Genomic DNA, 15,390 nt, shown 5'->3' with positions numbered 1-15,390 from the left:
ACGCCGATGGAATCCACCTTCGCGTGGGCCAGCCGGGCCACTAGCTGGATGAACTCCTGCTCGTTGATGCCCTGCTCGTTCATGGGGGTCAGCGGAAACGCACTCAGGCCGGTAAACATGGGGTGTCCTTTTTTGGGCGCTGCCTGGGCAGCCAAGGGGGGGCTGGTCAGGGCGTTACAGGCCGCCCGCCAGATCCAGTAAAGTGCCGGTGGCAAAGGATGACTTGTCACTGGCCAGCCAGACAATGGCTTCTGCCACTTCGGAAGGCTGGCCACCCCGTTGCAGGGGGATGCGAGACTTCAACCGGTCTACGCGGGCAGGCTCGCCGCCGAGTGCGTGCATCTCGGTGTAGATGAGGCCGGGGCGCACTGCATTCACGCGGATGCCTTCGGCCGCGACTTCCAGCTCCAACCCCCGAGTCAAGGTATCCACGGCCCCTTTCGAGGCGGCGTAATCCACGTACTCGTTGGGCGAGCCGCTCTTGGCGGCCATGGAGGAAACATTGACGATACTGCCGCCCGCGCCGCCCTGGCGGGTAGACATGCGCTGCACGGCCTCCTTGCAGCAGAGAAAGCAGCTCATGACGTTCTTGTGCAGCACGTTGCCAAAACGCTCCGGCGAGATATCCACCAGCCGCGCCTGGGTGTTGAGAATGGCGGCGTTGTTGACCAGCACCGTCAACGTGCCGAGTTCCTGATCGACCTGGCGAAACAGGTTCGCCACCTCATCGGCTTTCGAGACATCCGCCTTCACGGCCAGGCAGCGCACGCCCAGAGCGAGGATGTCACTGCGCACACGCTCGGCGGCTGCGTCGTTTTCGACATAGTTGAGGCAGACATCGTAGCCATGCCGGGCGAACAACCGGGCCGTCTCGGCACCAATGCCTCGACTCCCGCCGGTAATCACCACCACGTTGGGGTTTGCCATGCGCCCTCCTCGTTTGCCAGCGTTTTGCGAATGCCGCCCACTGTGTACCGTCTAGTGAATATACACTGACACCGCCGTTGAGCAATTATGTACAAGCCACGCTGGCGCCCGCGTCATATCCTGAAACGGGTCAGGGTAAGCCCGCCATGGGCCGAATGCGATCAAGGAGGTTGGCATGGGCAGCAGCCAGTTCGAGTTTTTCAAAAATCATCATGTGCCGTCACTGACCGTCTTGAAAGCGGCCATCGAGGATTTTAGCTATGACCGTCATGCCCACGAGGAGTACGCCTTTGGGGTGACGCTGGCGGGGCGACAGGATTTCTTCAGCGGCGGGCAGTTTCATCGTAGCCCACCGGGCAACGTGATTCTGTTCAACCCTGAAGAGGTTCACGACGGCCACGCTGGCGGTGAGCAGGCTTTGGGCTACGTGATGGTATACGTGCATCCCAACCAAGCGTTGCCGCTGTTCGAGGAGCTGCTTGGCCGCCCACAAACGTCACCGTTTCGCTCCCGGAGTACGCTGATTCACGACCCGCTGCTGCGCCAGGCGATACAGGAAGTCGCACGCCTGACCACGCATCAAGCGGGCAGCTGCATCGACCAGGAAAACGCACTGTATCGCGTGATCGAGCGCATGGTTCAGCTTGGCGGGCACATGGTGACTGGCCAACGCACCAGCCGCCCAGACACGCTGTTGGGCCACGCCAAAACGTATATTCATGAGCATCTTGAGGCAGATATCTCGCTGGACGACATCAGCCAGGCCGCGCATTTGTCGAAGTACCACTTTTTGAGGCTATTTCGCCAACAGTTCGGCATGACCCCTCATCAATACGTGATCAATTGCCGCGTGAACGCCGCCCGCTCCGCGCTCGACCAGGGCGCGCCACTCACCGAGATAGCGCTGCGTTTCGGCTTTGCGGATTTGAGCCACTTCAACCGCCGTTTCAAACGCATCTATGGCATGACCCCTTTCCAGTACCAACGCGACATCACGCGTTAAGCATCACGTCCACCTAGAGGTTTTCTCATGTTAGCAATCGTCGCCTATGCCCTGGGCGTCATGTACACGCCTGGGCCTGTGAATCTGTTGGGGTTGAATGTCGGTATCAACGGGCAGGGCAAAACCTCGCTGGGGTTTTGCCTGGGCGTGGGGCTGGCCATGCTGCTGTACTTGCTGGTGTTGGGGTGGGCGGGAGCCGCCTGGATATCTCAAGACTCCCTGGTGCTGCTCAGCGCGCTCGGCTGCGCTTATATCCTGTATCTGGCCTACAAGGTGGCCCGCGCCAATGCCCCCCTGGATACCCACGCCCCGGCACCACGCATGCTCAGTTTTCGTGATGGCCTGATGATGCAGTTACTCAACCCCAAAGCCATGGTCGCGACGCTGCCCATCGCGACGCTGCAGTTTCCTGCCGAGGGTATTCAGGGCATGAGCCTGTTTATCTGGGCACTGGGGCTGGCCGCACTGGCGGCAGGCGCCCCCGGCAGCTATGTGGTGATAGGCAGCCTGCTTGGCCAGCGTGTCAGGCAGCCCATGCTAATCAAAGGGTTCAACTGGGTCATGGCGGGGCTACTGGTAGCCGTAGCGGTATCGATTGGCCATGAACACGTTTGGCTCGTGGTTACTGCCCGAAGCTGATCCCCAAACGCAGGGCTTGCAGGCCGTCCAGCTGTACCGTCACCTCATCAGACCACAGCGGGTGGCCTTGCACGCGCACGTTGACCGCCGCCTGGGAACCACGATACCCCACGGTGACGGCGATATTGGCGCTGTTGCTGACCGGCGCCAGCAGGCCATACTCGACGTTATCCACGCTGACCGAGGTCAGGCCACGGGATGCCAGCTGCTGCTCGACCTCCCGCTCGATCACCACGCCGTAATAGAAATAGATACCTGCATAGCCCAACCCCAGCAGCACCAGCAACGAAAAGAACTTGCCCATGGTCTTCCTCTGTTTGAATACACGTGACGTTATCCCGCCACCCTCAAACGTGGATGATGCCTGTTTTCTAAAGACACCGACAAGTGAAGAATGGAGCTTCCGTACCCACCGTTTCGTACCCTATTTTTTAGATGAGCCCCTTGAAAATAGGCCATTGCCTATATAGATTAAAAGCTATACCAGGGAGGGGCTATGTGGGCGATAGAACAAACGGCAATTTTTGAAGAGTGGTTTTTCTCACTCGACGATGCTGACCGTGAGAATGTACTGGCCTCGGTTCTACTACTTCAGGAACGAGGCCCCATGCTATCTCGCCCTCATGCGGATACGGTCAAAGGCTCGCAATTTACCAACATGAAAGAGTTACGGATTCAGAGCCGTGGTCGCCCCCTCAGAGCTTTTTTTGCTTTTGACCCTACTCGCGCAGGCATCATTTTATGTGCTGGTGACAAAGGCGGGAATGACAAGCGGTTTTACGACGAAATGATACCAGTAGCGGACCGTGAATATGCGGCGCATCTGGAAACGCTGAAGTGAGGTGAGCATCATGGCAAGAAAATTAGAAGACTTGCTGGCGCAGGAAAAACCGGAAGTAGTAGCAGCGGCCAAGGCGAAAGCAGGTGATATGTTGCTGGACATTAGGCTTGCCGAAATTCGCCAGCTGGCAGAAAAAACCCAGGCAGACCTCGCCGGTGCCATGGGGGTTACACAACCCACGATTGCAGGCCTTGAGAAAGTAGGCCAGGACATGCGCCTTAGCTCTCTAAAACGCTACGTCGAGGCGCTGGGAGGCCGTGTCCGAGTGGATATTGAGCTACCCGACGGCAGCCATCACGGATTCCCCGTCTGACTTTCTCTCCTCAAGCCTTCATAACGCTATAAAAACAGAGCGGGCCATGGCCCGCTCTGTGGTGTGATGGTGCTTCCCATCAGGCTGGCAAACCCGCGCGCTCCTGCTGGGGTTCTCGGCACCCTCTCACACTGGCCGACAGCGCTTTCACCAGCCCGTGTACCTGGGCGATGGCTTCCTCACCGCTGCTGGCGTGTTCGATGCAATCTACCAGGGCAGAGCCTACTACCACGGCGTCGCTGAAGCGGCCAATGGTGGCGGCCTGTTCGGCGGTGCGAATGCCGAAGCCCACGGCAATGGGTAGCGGCGTGTGTTCGCGCAGCTGGTTCACGGCGCCTTCCAGCCGCTCGGGTGTGGGGGCACTGCCGCCGGTCACGCCCGCCACGGAAACGTAGTAGATGAACCCGGAAGCGTTGGCCAGCACCTTGGGTAGCCGCTTGGCATCGGTGGTGGGCGTGGCCAGACGAATGAAATCGATGCCGTGCTGGGCGGCGGGCTGGCACAGCTCTTCGTCGTGCTCGGGGGGCAGGTCCACCACGATCAGTCCGTCTACCCCTGCCTGGGCTGCGTCACTGAGAAAACGCTCGACGCCGTAGCAGTAAATCGGGTTGTAGTAGCCCATCAGCACGATGGGCGTGGTGCTGTTCTGCTCCCGGAACTGGCGCACCATTGCCAGCGTTTTGGCCTGGGTCTGGCCTTTTTCCAGGGCGCGCAGGGCAGCCTTTTGAATGGCGGGGCCATCGGCCATGGGGTCACTGAACGGCATGCCGAGTTCGATGATATCCACACCGGCATCCGGCAGCCCGTGCAGCAGGCGGCGGGAGGTCTCGGGGTCCGGGTCGCCCGCAGTGAGGTAGCTGACCAGCGCTGGGCGGTTTTGCTGTTTGAGCGCGGCAAAGCAGCTGTCGAGCCGAGAAGTACGTTGCAAGGTAGGTTGCATGGGAGTCTCCTGTATCGCGCTCATGAGTGTTTCATGCCGAAGCGGTCGCCCAGATGCTGGGCCACGCTGTTCATGTCCTTGTCACCACGTCCGCTGAGGTTGACCACCATCAGGTGCTCGCGGGGCAGTGTTGGCGCACGTTTGGCAACTTCTGCCAGGGCGTGGGCGGTTTCCAGGGCGGGGATGATGCCCTCCTGGCGGCAGCAGATCTGGAACGCTTCCAGCGCTTCGTCATCAGTGGCAGAGACGTACTCGACCCGCCCCTGCTCGTGCAGCCAGGCGTGTTCGGGGCCAATGCCGGGGTAGTCGAGCCCTGCGGAAATGGAGTGGGCGTCGGTAATCTGGCCATCTTCGTTTTGCAGCAGGTAGGTAAGGTTACCGTGCAATACGCCGGGGGTGCCGCCGTTGAGGCTGGCAGCGTGCAGGCCGCTCTTGACGCCTTTACCGCCCGCTTCCACACCGACCATGTGCACGCTGTCATCGTTGATGAACGGATAGAACAAGCCCATGGCGTTGGAGCCGCCGCCCACACAGGCAATCAGTGAATCCGGCAGGCGGCCCTGCTTTTCGAGCATCTGGGCGCGGGTTTCATGGCCAATCACCGCCTGAAAATCGCGCACCATGGCCGGGTACGGGTGCGGGCCTGCCACGGTGCCGATGATGTAGAAAGTGTCGTCTACGTTGGTGACCCAGTCGCGCAGCGCTTCGTTCATGGCATCCTTGAGCGTGCCGGTGCCGGAAGTGACTGGCACGATCTCCGCGCCCAGCAGCTTCATGCGGAACACGTTGGGCTGCTGGCGCTCGATGTCGGTGGCGCCCATGTAAATCACGCAGGGCAACCCAAAGCGGGCCGCTACGGTGGCGGTGGCCACGCCGTGCATGCCTGCGCCGGTTTCCGCGATGATGCGCTTTTTGCCCATCTGCTTGGCCAGCAGTACCTGGCCAATGCAGTTGTTGATCTTGTGCGCGCCGGTGTGATTCAGCTCTTCACGCTTGAGGTAAATGCTGGCACCGCCGAAGTGCTCGGTGAGGCGCTCGGCAAAGTAGAGCGGATTGGGGCGCCCCACGTAGTCGCCTTGAAAATAGGCGAGCTGGCGCTGGAATTCGGGGTCGTTTTTGGCCGTGGTGTACTCATCCTGAAGCTCGAGAATCAGCGGCATCAGGGTTTCGGCCACAAAGCGGCCACCAAAGCTGCCAAACATGCCGTTGGCATCGGGTAGACTTAACGGTTGGTTCATCTCGACCTCTGCGATTTGGGGCGTTTTTGCAATGTGTCGACGTTAGCGCAGGCAGGTCGGAAGAAAAATCGATAAGATGGCAATCACCTGTGAGTTTTTCGCAACTGTTCCAGGAGACCCCATGCAACACAGCCTGCCCCCGCTGAGCGCTTTGCGCGCCTTTGAAGCCACTGCTCGGCTGGGCAGCGTCACCGCGGCCGCTGACGAGCTGAGCGTGACCCACGGCGCGGTAAGCCGCCAGCTCAAGAGTCTGGATGAGCATTTTGGCGTGGCGCTGTTCACGAAAGCCGGGCGCGGGCTGGTGCTGACCCACCACGGTGAGCAGTTGCAAAGCGGGGTTGGAGAGGCCTTCGCCAAACTCAGGGATAGTTGCACGTTGCTCAAGCATGAGGTGGAAGAGGCGCCCTTTACGCTGGCCTGCCCCGGCAGCCTGCTGGCCCGCTGGCTGATCCCCCGCCTGGACCGCTTGAACCAGGCGCTGCCCGAACTGAAGCTGCAAGTGGTGGTGAGCGATGCCGAACAACCGGGCAAGCCCGAGACCAGCGCCACGCTGGCCTTCTTCGAACCACCCTGGCCCGAGGAAGGAGAGCGCATTCCTCTGATAGCCGAGGAAATTTGCGCCGTAGCCAGCCCCCGGCTGGCCGAGGCCTGCAACGTGGAAGACCCCTCATCGTTGTTTGGCAGCAAGCTGCTCTATACCGCATCACGCCCACAGGCGTGGCCGCAGTGGGCTGCCGCCCAAGGTCTGGAACCCGCCGCATTGAAAGCAGCCCTGCAGCAGGGCCAAGGGTTTGCACACCTCTACTACCTGATGGAAGCCGCCGTGGCAGGGCTCGGGGTCGCCATTGCCCCCAGGCTACTGGTGGAAGACGACCTGAGAAGCGGTCGGCTGGTCGCCCCCTGGGGCTATATCGAAACCCCGGCCAGGCTCTGCCTGTGGCTACCCAAACACACCAACGCCCGCCGCAGCGAAGCCTTGGCGAGCTGGTTGCGCAGGGAGTTGAGGGCTAACGCGCTTGCATGAAGCCACCTTGCACGCGTTGAAGGCTCTGTTTAAGCTAACGCGCCGATTCATTAGCAGGCTTTCATCATGAACATCAATGTGGTCGGCACCAGCGGTAGCGGCAAAAGCACTTTGGCCCGTAGGCTCGCTGCAGCGCTCGACGCTCCTCACATTCAAATGGATCAGCTTTTCTGGCAACCCCACTGGCAGGGAACGCCGGATGATGAGTTCGAAGCAAAACTCGAAGACGCGTTGAACAGCGCCACACGCGGCTGGGTACTGGATGGTAATTTCAACCGTACACGCGATATCAAATGGCGGGACGTAGATATGGTGGTTTGGCTGGATTACGGTTTCTGGCGAGTGTTTGGCCAGAGCCTCAGACGCGCCATCAAACGTATCGCAAGCCGCCAGGAGATCTGGCCAAGTACCGGTAATCGCGAAAGTTTTCGTCAGACCTTCATGAGCCGCAATTCCATCCTGCTCTGGATGCTGAAAAACTGGCGCTCGAATCGACAGCGCTATTTCGCCGACGCGCTGGACCCACGCTATCGGCATATCCAGATGTTGCGCTTGACCCGCCCCGCCGAGGCAGAGTGGCTGATCGAGTATCTCTCTCGACGCAGCGGCTGATCAGAGCCCAACCCGGTGTGGATACACCACGAAGGCGAGCTTGTTGCCGTCGGGGTCGCGGACGTAAGCCGCGTAGAAGCCATCGCCGTACTGAGGGCGAAAACCTGGTTCGCCTTCGTCGCTGCCGCCGCTCTGCAGGGCCAGCTGATGCAGCGTATCCACTTCCTTGATGTCGCTGAACTGGAAGGCGGTCATGGTGCCATTGCCTACCGTGGCAGGATGACCATCAAACGGCAGGCCCACGAAAAACTGGGGCACTTCGACATCATCCGGGTCGCCGAAGGAAACACAGCTGTCATCCTGCCAGCAGATATCCAGCCCCATGGCATTGAACAGCGGCGTGTAGAACTGAAGAGCACGCTCCAGATCCTGGGTTCCCACCATTGTGTAAGCCAGCATGCGCTATCTCCTCATTGCGCGGCGCAGCGCCGCTGAGTTGCCTTTCTCGTGCTTATTGTCTCGTACTTATTATCTCGTACTTATTGTGGCTCGATTGGCGTCACTCTGACCAGTTTGCCCTGGGGGCTGTCGGTCAGCAGGTAGACCGCGCCCTCGGGGCCTACTCGCACGTCACGAATGCGCGCGTCCAGCTCACCAAACAGCCCCTCTACGTCTTCGGCGCTGCCGTCTTCCTGCCAGCGTACCCGACGCACTTCACGATTGACCAATGCCCCCACCAGCAGGTCGCCCTGCCACTCGGGGAACAGCTCGCCCCGATAGACGGCCATCCCCGAAGGGGCAATAGAAGGCGTCCACTCCAGCACCGGGGGCTGCATGCCGGGGTATTCCGTAAACGGCGAGACCCTGGCCCAGGTGTAATCCAGCCCGCCGGTGGCAATCGGCCAGCCGTAGTTGTTGCCGGGTTGGATGAGGTTGAGCTCATCTCCGCCTCGCGGGCCATGCTCGTGGGCAATCAGCTGCTGGCGCTGAGCGTCGTAGACCAGCCCCTGCACGTTGCGATGGCCAATGCTGTAGAGCTCGGGCAGTGCATCGGCCCGGGCCAGGAAGGGGTTGTCGTCGGGCACGCTGCCATCGGCATTCAGGCGCACGATGCTGCCGATATGGCTGCTCACCCGTTGGGCATCTTCACGGTTATCGAAACCATCGCCCAGAGTGAGGATCAGCGTGTCATCCGGCAGCCATGCCAGGCGGCCCCCATAGTGGGCATCGCCACGCTTGGCGGGGTGAACCCGAAAAATCTCTTCCACCTGTTCCAAACGCCCATCGCCCAGGGTGGCTCGAGCCAGGCAGGTATGGTTGGCACTGGCCGTACCACAGACGTAGCTGAGGTAGAGCTGTTGATTGGTCTCGAACCGGGGAGAAAGCAGCACATCGAACAGCCCCGACTGCCCAGAGGCAAACACCTCCGGCACGCCCTCCAAGTCGGCCAGCGTCTGGCCGCTGTCATCCAGCAGCAATAGGCGTCCTGGGCGCTCGGTCACTAAAAAGCGGCCATCGGGCAAGAATGCCAGCGACCAAGGGTGCTCCAGCGCATCGGCCAGGGTGTCGATCTGATAAGCCGTTTGGGCTTCGGCAGCGGGCTGAATCACAGGCAGCATAAAAGTAGACAGCACGATGGCCAAAGGTGCGTTGCTACGCCGTCTGTTCGACGCGGAGCATGTCAACACGGCCAGCAGCCAGCCTGCCACGGCGGCCGTTGCCAGCATGGCGGCCAGCCCACCGGCACTACGAGTGGCAGCCACCAGTGTGGGCATGGGCGCAAACGTGTTGGTCAACCGGAAGGTTAGCCATAGCCCAGCCACGGCCGCCAGCGCAAAAGCCAGGCGGCGAAGGCTGGCAGGCCACCGCCGAGCCAGCCAGCCCGCCACGGCCTGGGAGATGAGAAACCCCACCAGAAAGAGCCCTGCGTATACAGGCGCAAAGTGAAGCAAGTCCTGAGCCGTGGTCGATAGCCGCGTACCCAGCGGAATGGCCACGCCCAGCGCCTGCAGCTCAGCCAGGTTCAGTTGGGTTTGTACGACACTGCCCAGCGCCACGCCCACGATCGTCGCCAGCAGCACGCGTAGCGCCAGCGCTCCCCGGCCCTTTTTGCCCCAGCCCTGCTTAGACCCCATGATGCCCCCTTCACGTTTTGAATGGCTTTTCAAATCAGCATACATCAGTTGCCGTAGGCTTCGCTGAGTGTGTTGCATCACCGGGCGTTAAGATAGGCAAGCCTCTGCTCAGCGAGTGCGTGCGTTTTCGATAGAGAGACGTTATGGTTTTGATAAATGTTGCCTATAGATGGAGTTGCCATGTCGCGCTATTTGGGTACGGCTACCGCACTGACGGCACTCATGGCCGTTGCTTCTGTGGGAATCGCCAGCGAGTCTCCACTCGCTCAGCAGTTGAACGCGCTGGAAAACTTTCAGGTCATCGCACATCGCGGGGCCAGTGGCCATGCCCCCGAAAGCACGCTGCCCGCCTACGAGCTGGCTCACGAGTGGGGGGTGGACTATCTGGAGCTGGACGCTCAGCTCACCGCCGATGGCGAAGTGGTCATTTTTCATGACAACACCCTGGAACGTACCAGTAACGGTGAAGGGCATATCCATGAGCACACGCTGGCCGAACTGAAGGCGCTGGATACCGGCAGCTGGTTCAACGAAGCAAACCCCGAGCAAGCGTCGGAAGACTTTGTCGGTTTACCCATGCTGACGCTGGAGGAACTGTTCGATCACTTCGGGCATACCACCCGCTATTACATCGAAACCAAGTCACCCCACTTGAACCCGGGCCTGGAAGCCGCACTGGTGGAGCGCCTGGAAGCCTACGATATGGTCGAGGAAGGGCGTGTTCTGGTGCAGTCGTTTGCTCAGGAAAGCCTGCTGAAAATACAGGCGCTCAACCCTGAGATCCCACTGGTGCAACTGTTGTGGTACTCCCCCAGCGAGGGCGAAGGCACTCCCCTGGTCGAGTGGAACGACACCACACCAGCCCCCGGCCAGATGCGTGCCAGCGACTTTCAGCGCATCGCCGAATACGCGGTCGGTATCGGCACCAACGCACGCCATGATGGGCAGGATGTCATCGATGCTGACTTTATCGAGCTGGCCCAGCAGAACGGCCTGCCGGTGCACGTTTACACCGTTAACGAGCCTTCGGAGATGGAGCGCCTGATGGGGCTGGGCGTCGATGGGCTGTTTTCGGATTACCCGGATCGTGTACAGGCACTCATCGTTGAATAGGCATGCTTTTCCAGCGTTCATCACGATTACCCGGCCACACTTTAGCGTGCTATCTTGCTGATATAAAAAAGCGTTGTCAGGTCATCGTTTTTACATGGTAGGGAGGGGTCCCTCATTCTTACACACATGGCGCCTACTCCTGGTGCATTGGCTTAGCGTGAGGCCGCGTAACCACTGGCGCGCCTATGGGCTGCTGGCGCTATGCTGGCTGCTGCTCATGCCTGCCACGGCCAGGGCCGAGCCCGCAGAGTCACTCGCGGTCATCGTACTGGTGGCCCATCCCGACATCGAGCACTCGGCCCTGCCCCGCGACGCTCTGCGTGCCATGTTTGCCATGCGCCAGCGCACCTGGCCCAACGGCCAGGCCATGCAGGTCTTTGTGTTACCCAATCGCGATACTGTCCATGCGCGCTTTGCCAAGGAGATGCTGGCCGTCTACCCGCATCAATTGCAGCTGGCCTGGGACAGGATGGTGTTTTCTGGCATGGGGCAAGCTCCCCACCGTGTACGCGACCAGGTGGATATGCGCGAGCAAGTTGCCCGCACTCCCGGCGCGCTGGGCTACCTTGAACGGGAGTACCTGGATGAAAGCGTCCGTGTCATCTCCATGGAGTAAGCGCCTAACGCAACGCTGCGCCCTGGCGGGCTTGCTGGCCTGGCTGCCCGTGGCAGGCATGGCCCATGACCACCCCGCCGATACCCTTCAGGTGCACGGGTTTCTCAGCCAGGCACTGGTCATTACCGACCATAACGACTTCTTTGGCAACAGTAGCGACAAGGGCAGCCTGGAGTATACCGAGCTGGGGTTGAACGCCTCGTTTCGCCCGCACCGCCGGGTACTGGTGGCAGGCCAACTGCTCAGCCGCCGCGCAGGAGGCGATACCAGCGATGCGGCCCCCACTCTCGACTATGGCGTGGTGGACTACCAGATGCTGGCCAGCCCCGCGCGCACGTTGGGGGTGCAAGTAGGCCGTTTCAAGAACCCGTTTGGACTCTACAACCAGACGCGCGATGTCGCCTTTACGCGCCCGAGCATTCTGCTGCCTCAATCCATCTACTTCGATCGCACCCGCGCGCTGGGGCTGGCGGCGGACGGCATTAGCCTGTATGCCGAGGAGCATACCTCTGCGGGTACATGGCGCTTGAGAGGCGGTTTGGGTCGCCCACAAACGGGGTCAGCATTGTCCGACCAGCTGTTTGGCGGTACTGCTCAGCGGGTCTCAGCATCAGCGCCCTCGGCCATTGCGCAACTGCTGTTCGAAGATCACAGCGGCCAGTGGGTAGCGGCGCTGAGCGCGGCCTCGGTCAATCTGGAAGCGACGCTGATGGGCCAGGAAGCCGACTTCGAGTTTCAGCCCTGGATAGCCTCTGTGCAGTACAACCAGGAGCACTGGAGCCTGACCGCCGAATACGCACTGCGCCAGCAGTCCCTAAGCGGTGATCACCTGCCACGCACCTTCGATATCACGGGTGAAAGCTGGTACGTACAGTATCAGCGGCGCTTCTCTCCCGACTGGAGCGGCCTGATTCGCTTCGACCGGCTGGTCAATAATACCGACGACCGCTCGGGGCATGCCTATGAACGGGCCAGGTTTGGGCCTGCGCACTCGCAGTTTGCCGATGACATGACCCTCGGCGTGCAGTGGACGCCTACCTCCCAGCTCATGCTGTCCGGGGAGTATCACTATGTGGATGGCACCGGCTGGCTCCCTCGACAGGACAACCCCGATGCCAGCCTGACTCGCAAGCATTGGAACATGCTGCTGTTTCAACTTTCACTGCGCTTCTAAACCCTGCCACCGGGATCTGTCTCGATGCACCAGTCCAGCCACTCCGTCAAGCGTCGTTCGAGCCTTGCCTGGCGCGTCATTGCGCCCAGCAGCTTGCTGCTACTGGTGCTGGTGGCGCTGTTTGTCTGGCTGGGCCATCACCATCTGACCCAGCAGCTCGAACAGAGCCGCCAGGGGCACCACGAGCGTCAACAGCGAGAAATCCGCCTGGCCATGCAGCGCTCTGCCGATAACCTGCGCCAGTTGGCAGGCTTGACAGCAAACGCCCCCGACCTGGGCAATGCCTTGGCTCAGAACGATGATGAAGGCCTACGCACGGTGCTGGCAGCCCAGTGGCCTTCGCTGCAGTTGGAAGCCGGGGTAGATGGCGTGTTCGTCTTCGATCGTCAGGGGCAGCAGCACGGGCAGTCCGGGATGGGCGCTCCCGATATGGAGCTGCCCATTCGCGGCTGGGTGGACGATCTGCTGACGCGGGAAGTGCCCATCAAAACGCTGCGCTGTACTACCAGCTGCCAGCAATATGCAGCGGTCCCCATTCTGGTGGAGGGTGACAGCATTGGCATGGTCATGCTGTCTCGCTCACTCGCCGACGTGACCCGTGAAGCCAAGGAGGTCTCGGGTAGCGAAGTCGCGCTGATGGTCACGGGGCAGGTCGAAAGCGACGCCAACGATCCATCGCGATACCTGCCAGGCTGGAACGGCCACTTGGTCGCCATCACCAACCGGGAGCCGACCTTGTCACTGTTGGAGCAGGCCTCACTGGCCACGCCTATCTATCAGTTGGCAGACACACCCTTCAGTATGGAGTATGCCGGGCGACACCTGGAGCTGAGCGCGGTTTACATGGAAGACGACGCCGATTGGCGTAGCACCAGCTATTTTCTGCTGGTGTCCGACATCACGACGCAAACCGCTGCCATCCAACGGGCCACCAACACGCTATTGGCACTGGGCGTTGCGGGCTGGCTGGCGGCGGAGCTGCTGCTGTTGGCGATTCTGCTCGGCCCCATGGCGCGGCTGCGCCGGGTGGCAGCCCTGTTACCGGCGCTGTCGGACGGGCAGTTTCAGCGTGTGCGCGCTCATTTGCCCCAGACCACGCCCAGGCGTTCCAACGAGATCGACATTCTGGAAAGTGCCACACGCACCTTGACCGATCAGCTGGAGCGCCTGGAGTCGTCGGTACATGATCACAGCGACCAACTGGCCGAGCGTATCGAGGAGCTGGCCAGCGAGCGCGATTTCGTCAATAGTCTGCTGGATACGGCCCAGGTATTCATCGTCGTGCAAACGGCTTCCGGGCGCATTCAGCGGGTCAATGAGTATACCCGCAGCCGCTTAGGGCTGTGTGACCAGGATCTGGAAGGCCGCCATTTTTATGACATCTTCGACATTACGGCGCGCGCGCTACAAGGGGGTCATACTCATCGGGAAGCGCCCACGGGACAGTTGACCAGCCATCAGCAGGAAGAGAAAACGCTGCATACCCAGGACAAGCGCTACGCCACCGTGGCCTGGTACCATGCGCCGCTCACCAGTAGCCACCAGAAGCAGGTGGCGCGTATCTCGGTAGGTCTGGACATCACCGAGCGCAAAGCCGCCGAGGAGCGTTTGACCTGGTTGGCCGAGCACGACCCACTCACCGAGCTGTACAACCGCCGCTACTTCCAGGATGCGGTTCAGCACGCCCTGCTGTGCCAGAGCGAAGGCGCCATCGTGCTGCTCGACCTCAACCAGTTCAAGGAAGTCAACGAGCTGAGCGGGCACCCCGTAGGCGACCAGCTATTGCGCGAAGTCGCCGACACTCTGTTCCTCAATCTCGGGCAGCGAGGCACGATTGCCAGGCTGGGCGGCGATGAATTCGCCCTGTTACTGGAGGGAGTGAACAGCGAGCAGGCCATCAGCGTTGCCGACTATATCAACCAGTTGCTGAGCCGCATTGGCTTTCAGGCTGCCGGCCGGAAGCATCATATTTCCGCCAGCATGGGCATCGCGCTGTTCCCGGCCCACGGGCAAACCTCCGCCGACCTGCTGGCCAGTGCCGACATGGCCATGTACAAGGCCAAGGAGAGCAGCCACCAGGACTGGTATCTGCTGTCCCAAGCCGAAAATGCCAAGGATGAGCTACAGGATCGCGTGTATTGGGTGGAACAGCTGCACAACGCGCTGGAGCACGAGCAGTTCGAACTAATGGCTCAGCCCATCGTGCGTCTCAAGGATCACGACATCAAACATTACGAAGTGCTGATCCGCATGCGTCAACCCGATGGCAGCCTGATAGCGCCTCAGCACTTCATACCGGTTGCCGAGCAGAGCGGCCTGGTCGTCGCTTTGGATCGCTGGGTCATCAAGCACAGCCTACAGGCGCTGGGCAAGCTGCAGGAGCGCGGCGTTTCACTGGCCGTGAACCTGTCGGGCCAGTCGCTTCACGACCTGGGGTTGAAGCAGTACCTCACCGACGAGCTGCGCAGCAGCGGTGCCGACCCGCATCACCTGATTCTCGAAGTCACGGAAACGGCAGCGATCACCGACTTTTCCACCGCCCGTAACGTCCTGCAAACGTTCAGAGATCTGGGCTGCCGCACCGCACTGGACGATTTTGGCATCGGCTTCAGCAGTTTCCATTATCTTGGCCAACTGCCGGTGGATTACATCAAGATCGATGGCTCCTTCATCCGTAGCCTGTTGATCAATCCCGACAGCCACACCATCGTCAAGGCGATTGCTGACATTGCCAAGGGGTTCGGCAAACAGACCATCGCCGAGTTTGTCGATCAGGCAGCGTTGTCGCCTATTCTGGAAGAGTACGGCATTACCTATGGTCAAGGGTTCTATTTGGGTAAACCCATTCCCTTAACACAGCTCCTGAAAGGATAAA

At 60.6% G+C, this 15,390-nt stretch carries 16 protein-coding genes; 10 read left to right on the top strand and 6 right to left on the bottom strand.

All coding sequences use genetic code 11. The features are described from left to right. Window positions 1-174: 174 nt before the first annotated feature. Window positions 175-927, bottom strand: coding sequence for an SDR family oxidoreductase (locus B7L71_RS00870; RefSeq protein ID WP_081135232.1), 753 nt, complete (start codon window positions 925-927; stop codon window positions 175-177). A 175-nt stretch (window positions 928-1,102) separates the two neighbouring features. Here B7L71_RS00870 and B7L71_RS00865 point away from each other — a divergent pair, with 175 nt between their 5' ends. Continuing rightward, entirely contained in the window at window positions 1,103-1,930 is an 828-nt protein-coding gene (locus tag B7L71_RS00865) for an AraC family transcriptional regulator (protein WP_039175907.1), read from the top strand. A gap of 27 nt (window positions 1,931-1,957) precedes the next feature. Then, window positions 1,958-2,569: a LysE family translocator gene (locus B7L71_RS00860; RefSeq protein ID WP_081135229.1), complete on the top strand. Its 612-nt coding sequence runs from the start codon at window positions 1,958-1,960 to the stop codon at window positions 2,567-2,569. On the opposite strand, the gene B7L71_RS00855 is transcribed toward B7L71_RS00860, so the two are convergent. Continuing rightward, window positions 2,553-2,873, bottom strand: coding sequence for a hypothetical protein (locus B7L71_RS00855; protein WP_016916492.1), 321 nt, complete (start codon window positions 2,871-2,873; stop codon window positions 2,553-2,555). The two genes, B7L71_RS00860 and B7L71_RS00855, sit on opposite strands and share 17 nt — an antisense overlap. Before the next feature lie 192 nt (window positions 2,874-3,065). Between B7L71_RS00855 and B7L71_RS00850 the strand changes: the two genes are divergently transcribed. Further along, window positions 3,066-3,410, top strand: a complete 345-nt coding sequence (locus B7L71_RS00850) for a type II toxin-antitoxin system RelE/ParE family toxin (protein WP_016916491.1) — start codon at window positions 3,066-3,068, stop codon at window positions 3,408-3,410. 10 nt (window positions 3,411-3,420) lie between these two features. After that, window positions 3,421-3,723, top strand: a complete 303-nt coding sequence (locus B7L71_RS00845; protein ID WP_016916490.1) for a helix-turn-helix domain-containing protein — start codon at window positions 3,421-3,423, stop codon at window positions 3,721-3,723. 79 nt (window positions 3,724-3,802) lie between these two features. On the opposite strand, the gene trpA is transcribed toward B7L71_RS00845, so the two are convergent. Then, on the bottom strand, window positions 3,803-4,651 hold the full coding sequence (gene trpA, locus B7L71_RS00840; protein WP_139788427.1) for a tryptophan synthase subunit alpha: 849 nt from the start codon (window positions 4,649-4,651) through the stop codon (window positions 3,803-3,805). 32 nt (window positions 4,652-4,683) lie between these two features. Next, a complete protein-coding gene (gene trpB, locus B7L71_RS00835; protein ID WP_016916488.1) occupies window positions 4,684-5,901 on the bottom strand; it encodes a tryptophan synthase subunit beta in 1,218 nt (405 codons plus the stop codon). Window positions 5,902-6,022: 121 nt separating this feature from the next. Here trpB and B7L71_RS00830 point away from each other — a divergent pair, with 121 nt between their 5' ends. Both B7L71_RS00830 and B7L71_RS00825 read left to right on the top strand, forming a co-directional pair. Then, the gene (locus B7L71_RS00830; RefSeq protein ID WP_081135226.1) at window positions 6,023-6,925 is read left to right on the top strand and encodes a LysR family transcriptional regulator; all 903 of its coding nucleotides are present in this window, start codon (window positions 6,023-6,025) and stop codon (window positions 6,923-6,925) included. Window positions 6,926-6,991: 66 nt separating this feature from the next. After that, window positions 6,992-7,537 carry an AAA family ATPase gene (locus tag B7L71_RS00825; RefSeq protein ID WP_081135223.1) on the top strand — a complete coding sequence of 182 codons (546 nt, stop codon included), beginning with the start codon at window positions 6,992-6,994 and terminating at the stop codon, window positions 7,535-7,537. Here B7L71_RS00825 and B7L71_RS00820 read toward each other — a convergent pair whose 3' ends face one another. Next, window positions 7,538-7,936 carry a VOC family protein gene (locus tag B7L71_RS00820; RefSeq protein WP_016916486.1) on the bottom strand — a complete coding sequence of 133 codons (399 nt, stop codon included), beginning with the start codon at window positions 7,934-7,936 and terminating at the stop codon, window positions 7,538-7,540. An 80-nt stretch (window positions 7,937-8,016) separates the two neighbouring features. After that, window positions 8,017-9,612: a PQQ-dependent sugar dehydrogenase gene (locus B7L71_RS00815; RefSeq protein ID WP_081135220.1), complete on the bottom strand. Its 1,596-nt coding sequence runs from the start codon at window positions 9,610-9,612 to the stop codon at window positions 8,017-8,019. Between the two features lie 180 nt (window positions 9,613-9,792). On the opposite strand from B7L71_RS00815, the gene B7L71_RS00810 reads away from it, so the two are divergent. From B7L71_RS00810 to B7L71_RS00795, 4 genes are all read left to right on the top strand, one after another. Next, window positions 9,793-10,725 carry a glycerophosphodiester phosphodiesterase gene (locus B7L71_RS00810; RefSeq protein ID WP_081135217.1) on the top strand — a complete coding sequence of 311 codons (933 nt, stop codon included), beginning with the start codon at window positions 9,793-9,795 and terminating at the stop codon, window positions 10,723-10,725. A gap of 217 nt (window positions 10,726-10,942) precedes the next feature. Beyond that, window positions 10,943-11,341, top strand: a complete 399-nt coding sequence (locus B7L71_RS00805) for a hypothetical protein (RefSeq protein WP_081135400.1) — start codon at window positions 10,943-10,945, stop codon at window positions 11,339-11,341. Then, window positions 11,310-12,515, top strand: a complete 1,206-nt coding sequence (locus B7L71_RS00800) for a hypothetical protein (protein WP_249273140.1) — start codon at window positions 11,310-11,312, stop codon at window positions 12,513-12,515. The genes B7L71_RS00805 and B7L71_RS00800 overlap by 32 nt, the downstream gene beginning before the upstream one ends. Window positions 12,516-12,539: 24 nt before the next feature. Then, the gene (locus B7L71_RS00795) at window positions 12,540-15,389 is read left to right on the top strand and encodes an EAL domain-containing protein (RefSeq protein WP_081135214.1); all 2,850 of its coding nucleotides are present in this window, start codon (window positions 12,540-12,542) and stop codon (window positions 15,387-15,389) included. Window position 15,390: the final 1 nt, after the last annotated feature.

This window comes from Halomonas sp. BC2, from assembly GCF_002078115.1.
In the GTDB taxonomy this organism is placed as follows: domain Bacteria; phylum Pseudomonadota; class Gammaproteobacteria; order Pseudomonadales; family Halomonadaceae; genus Vreelandella; species Vreelandella stevensii.
Note: the sequence above shows the minus strand (reverse complement) of the source record. Positions and strands in the feature narration are given on the sequence as shown.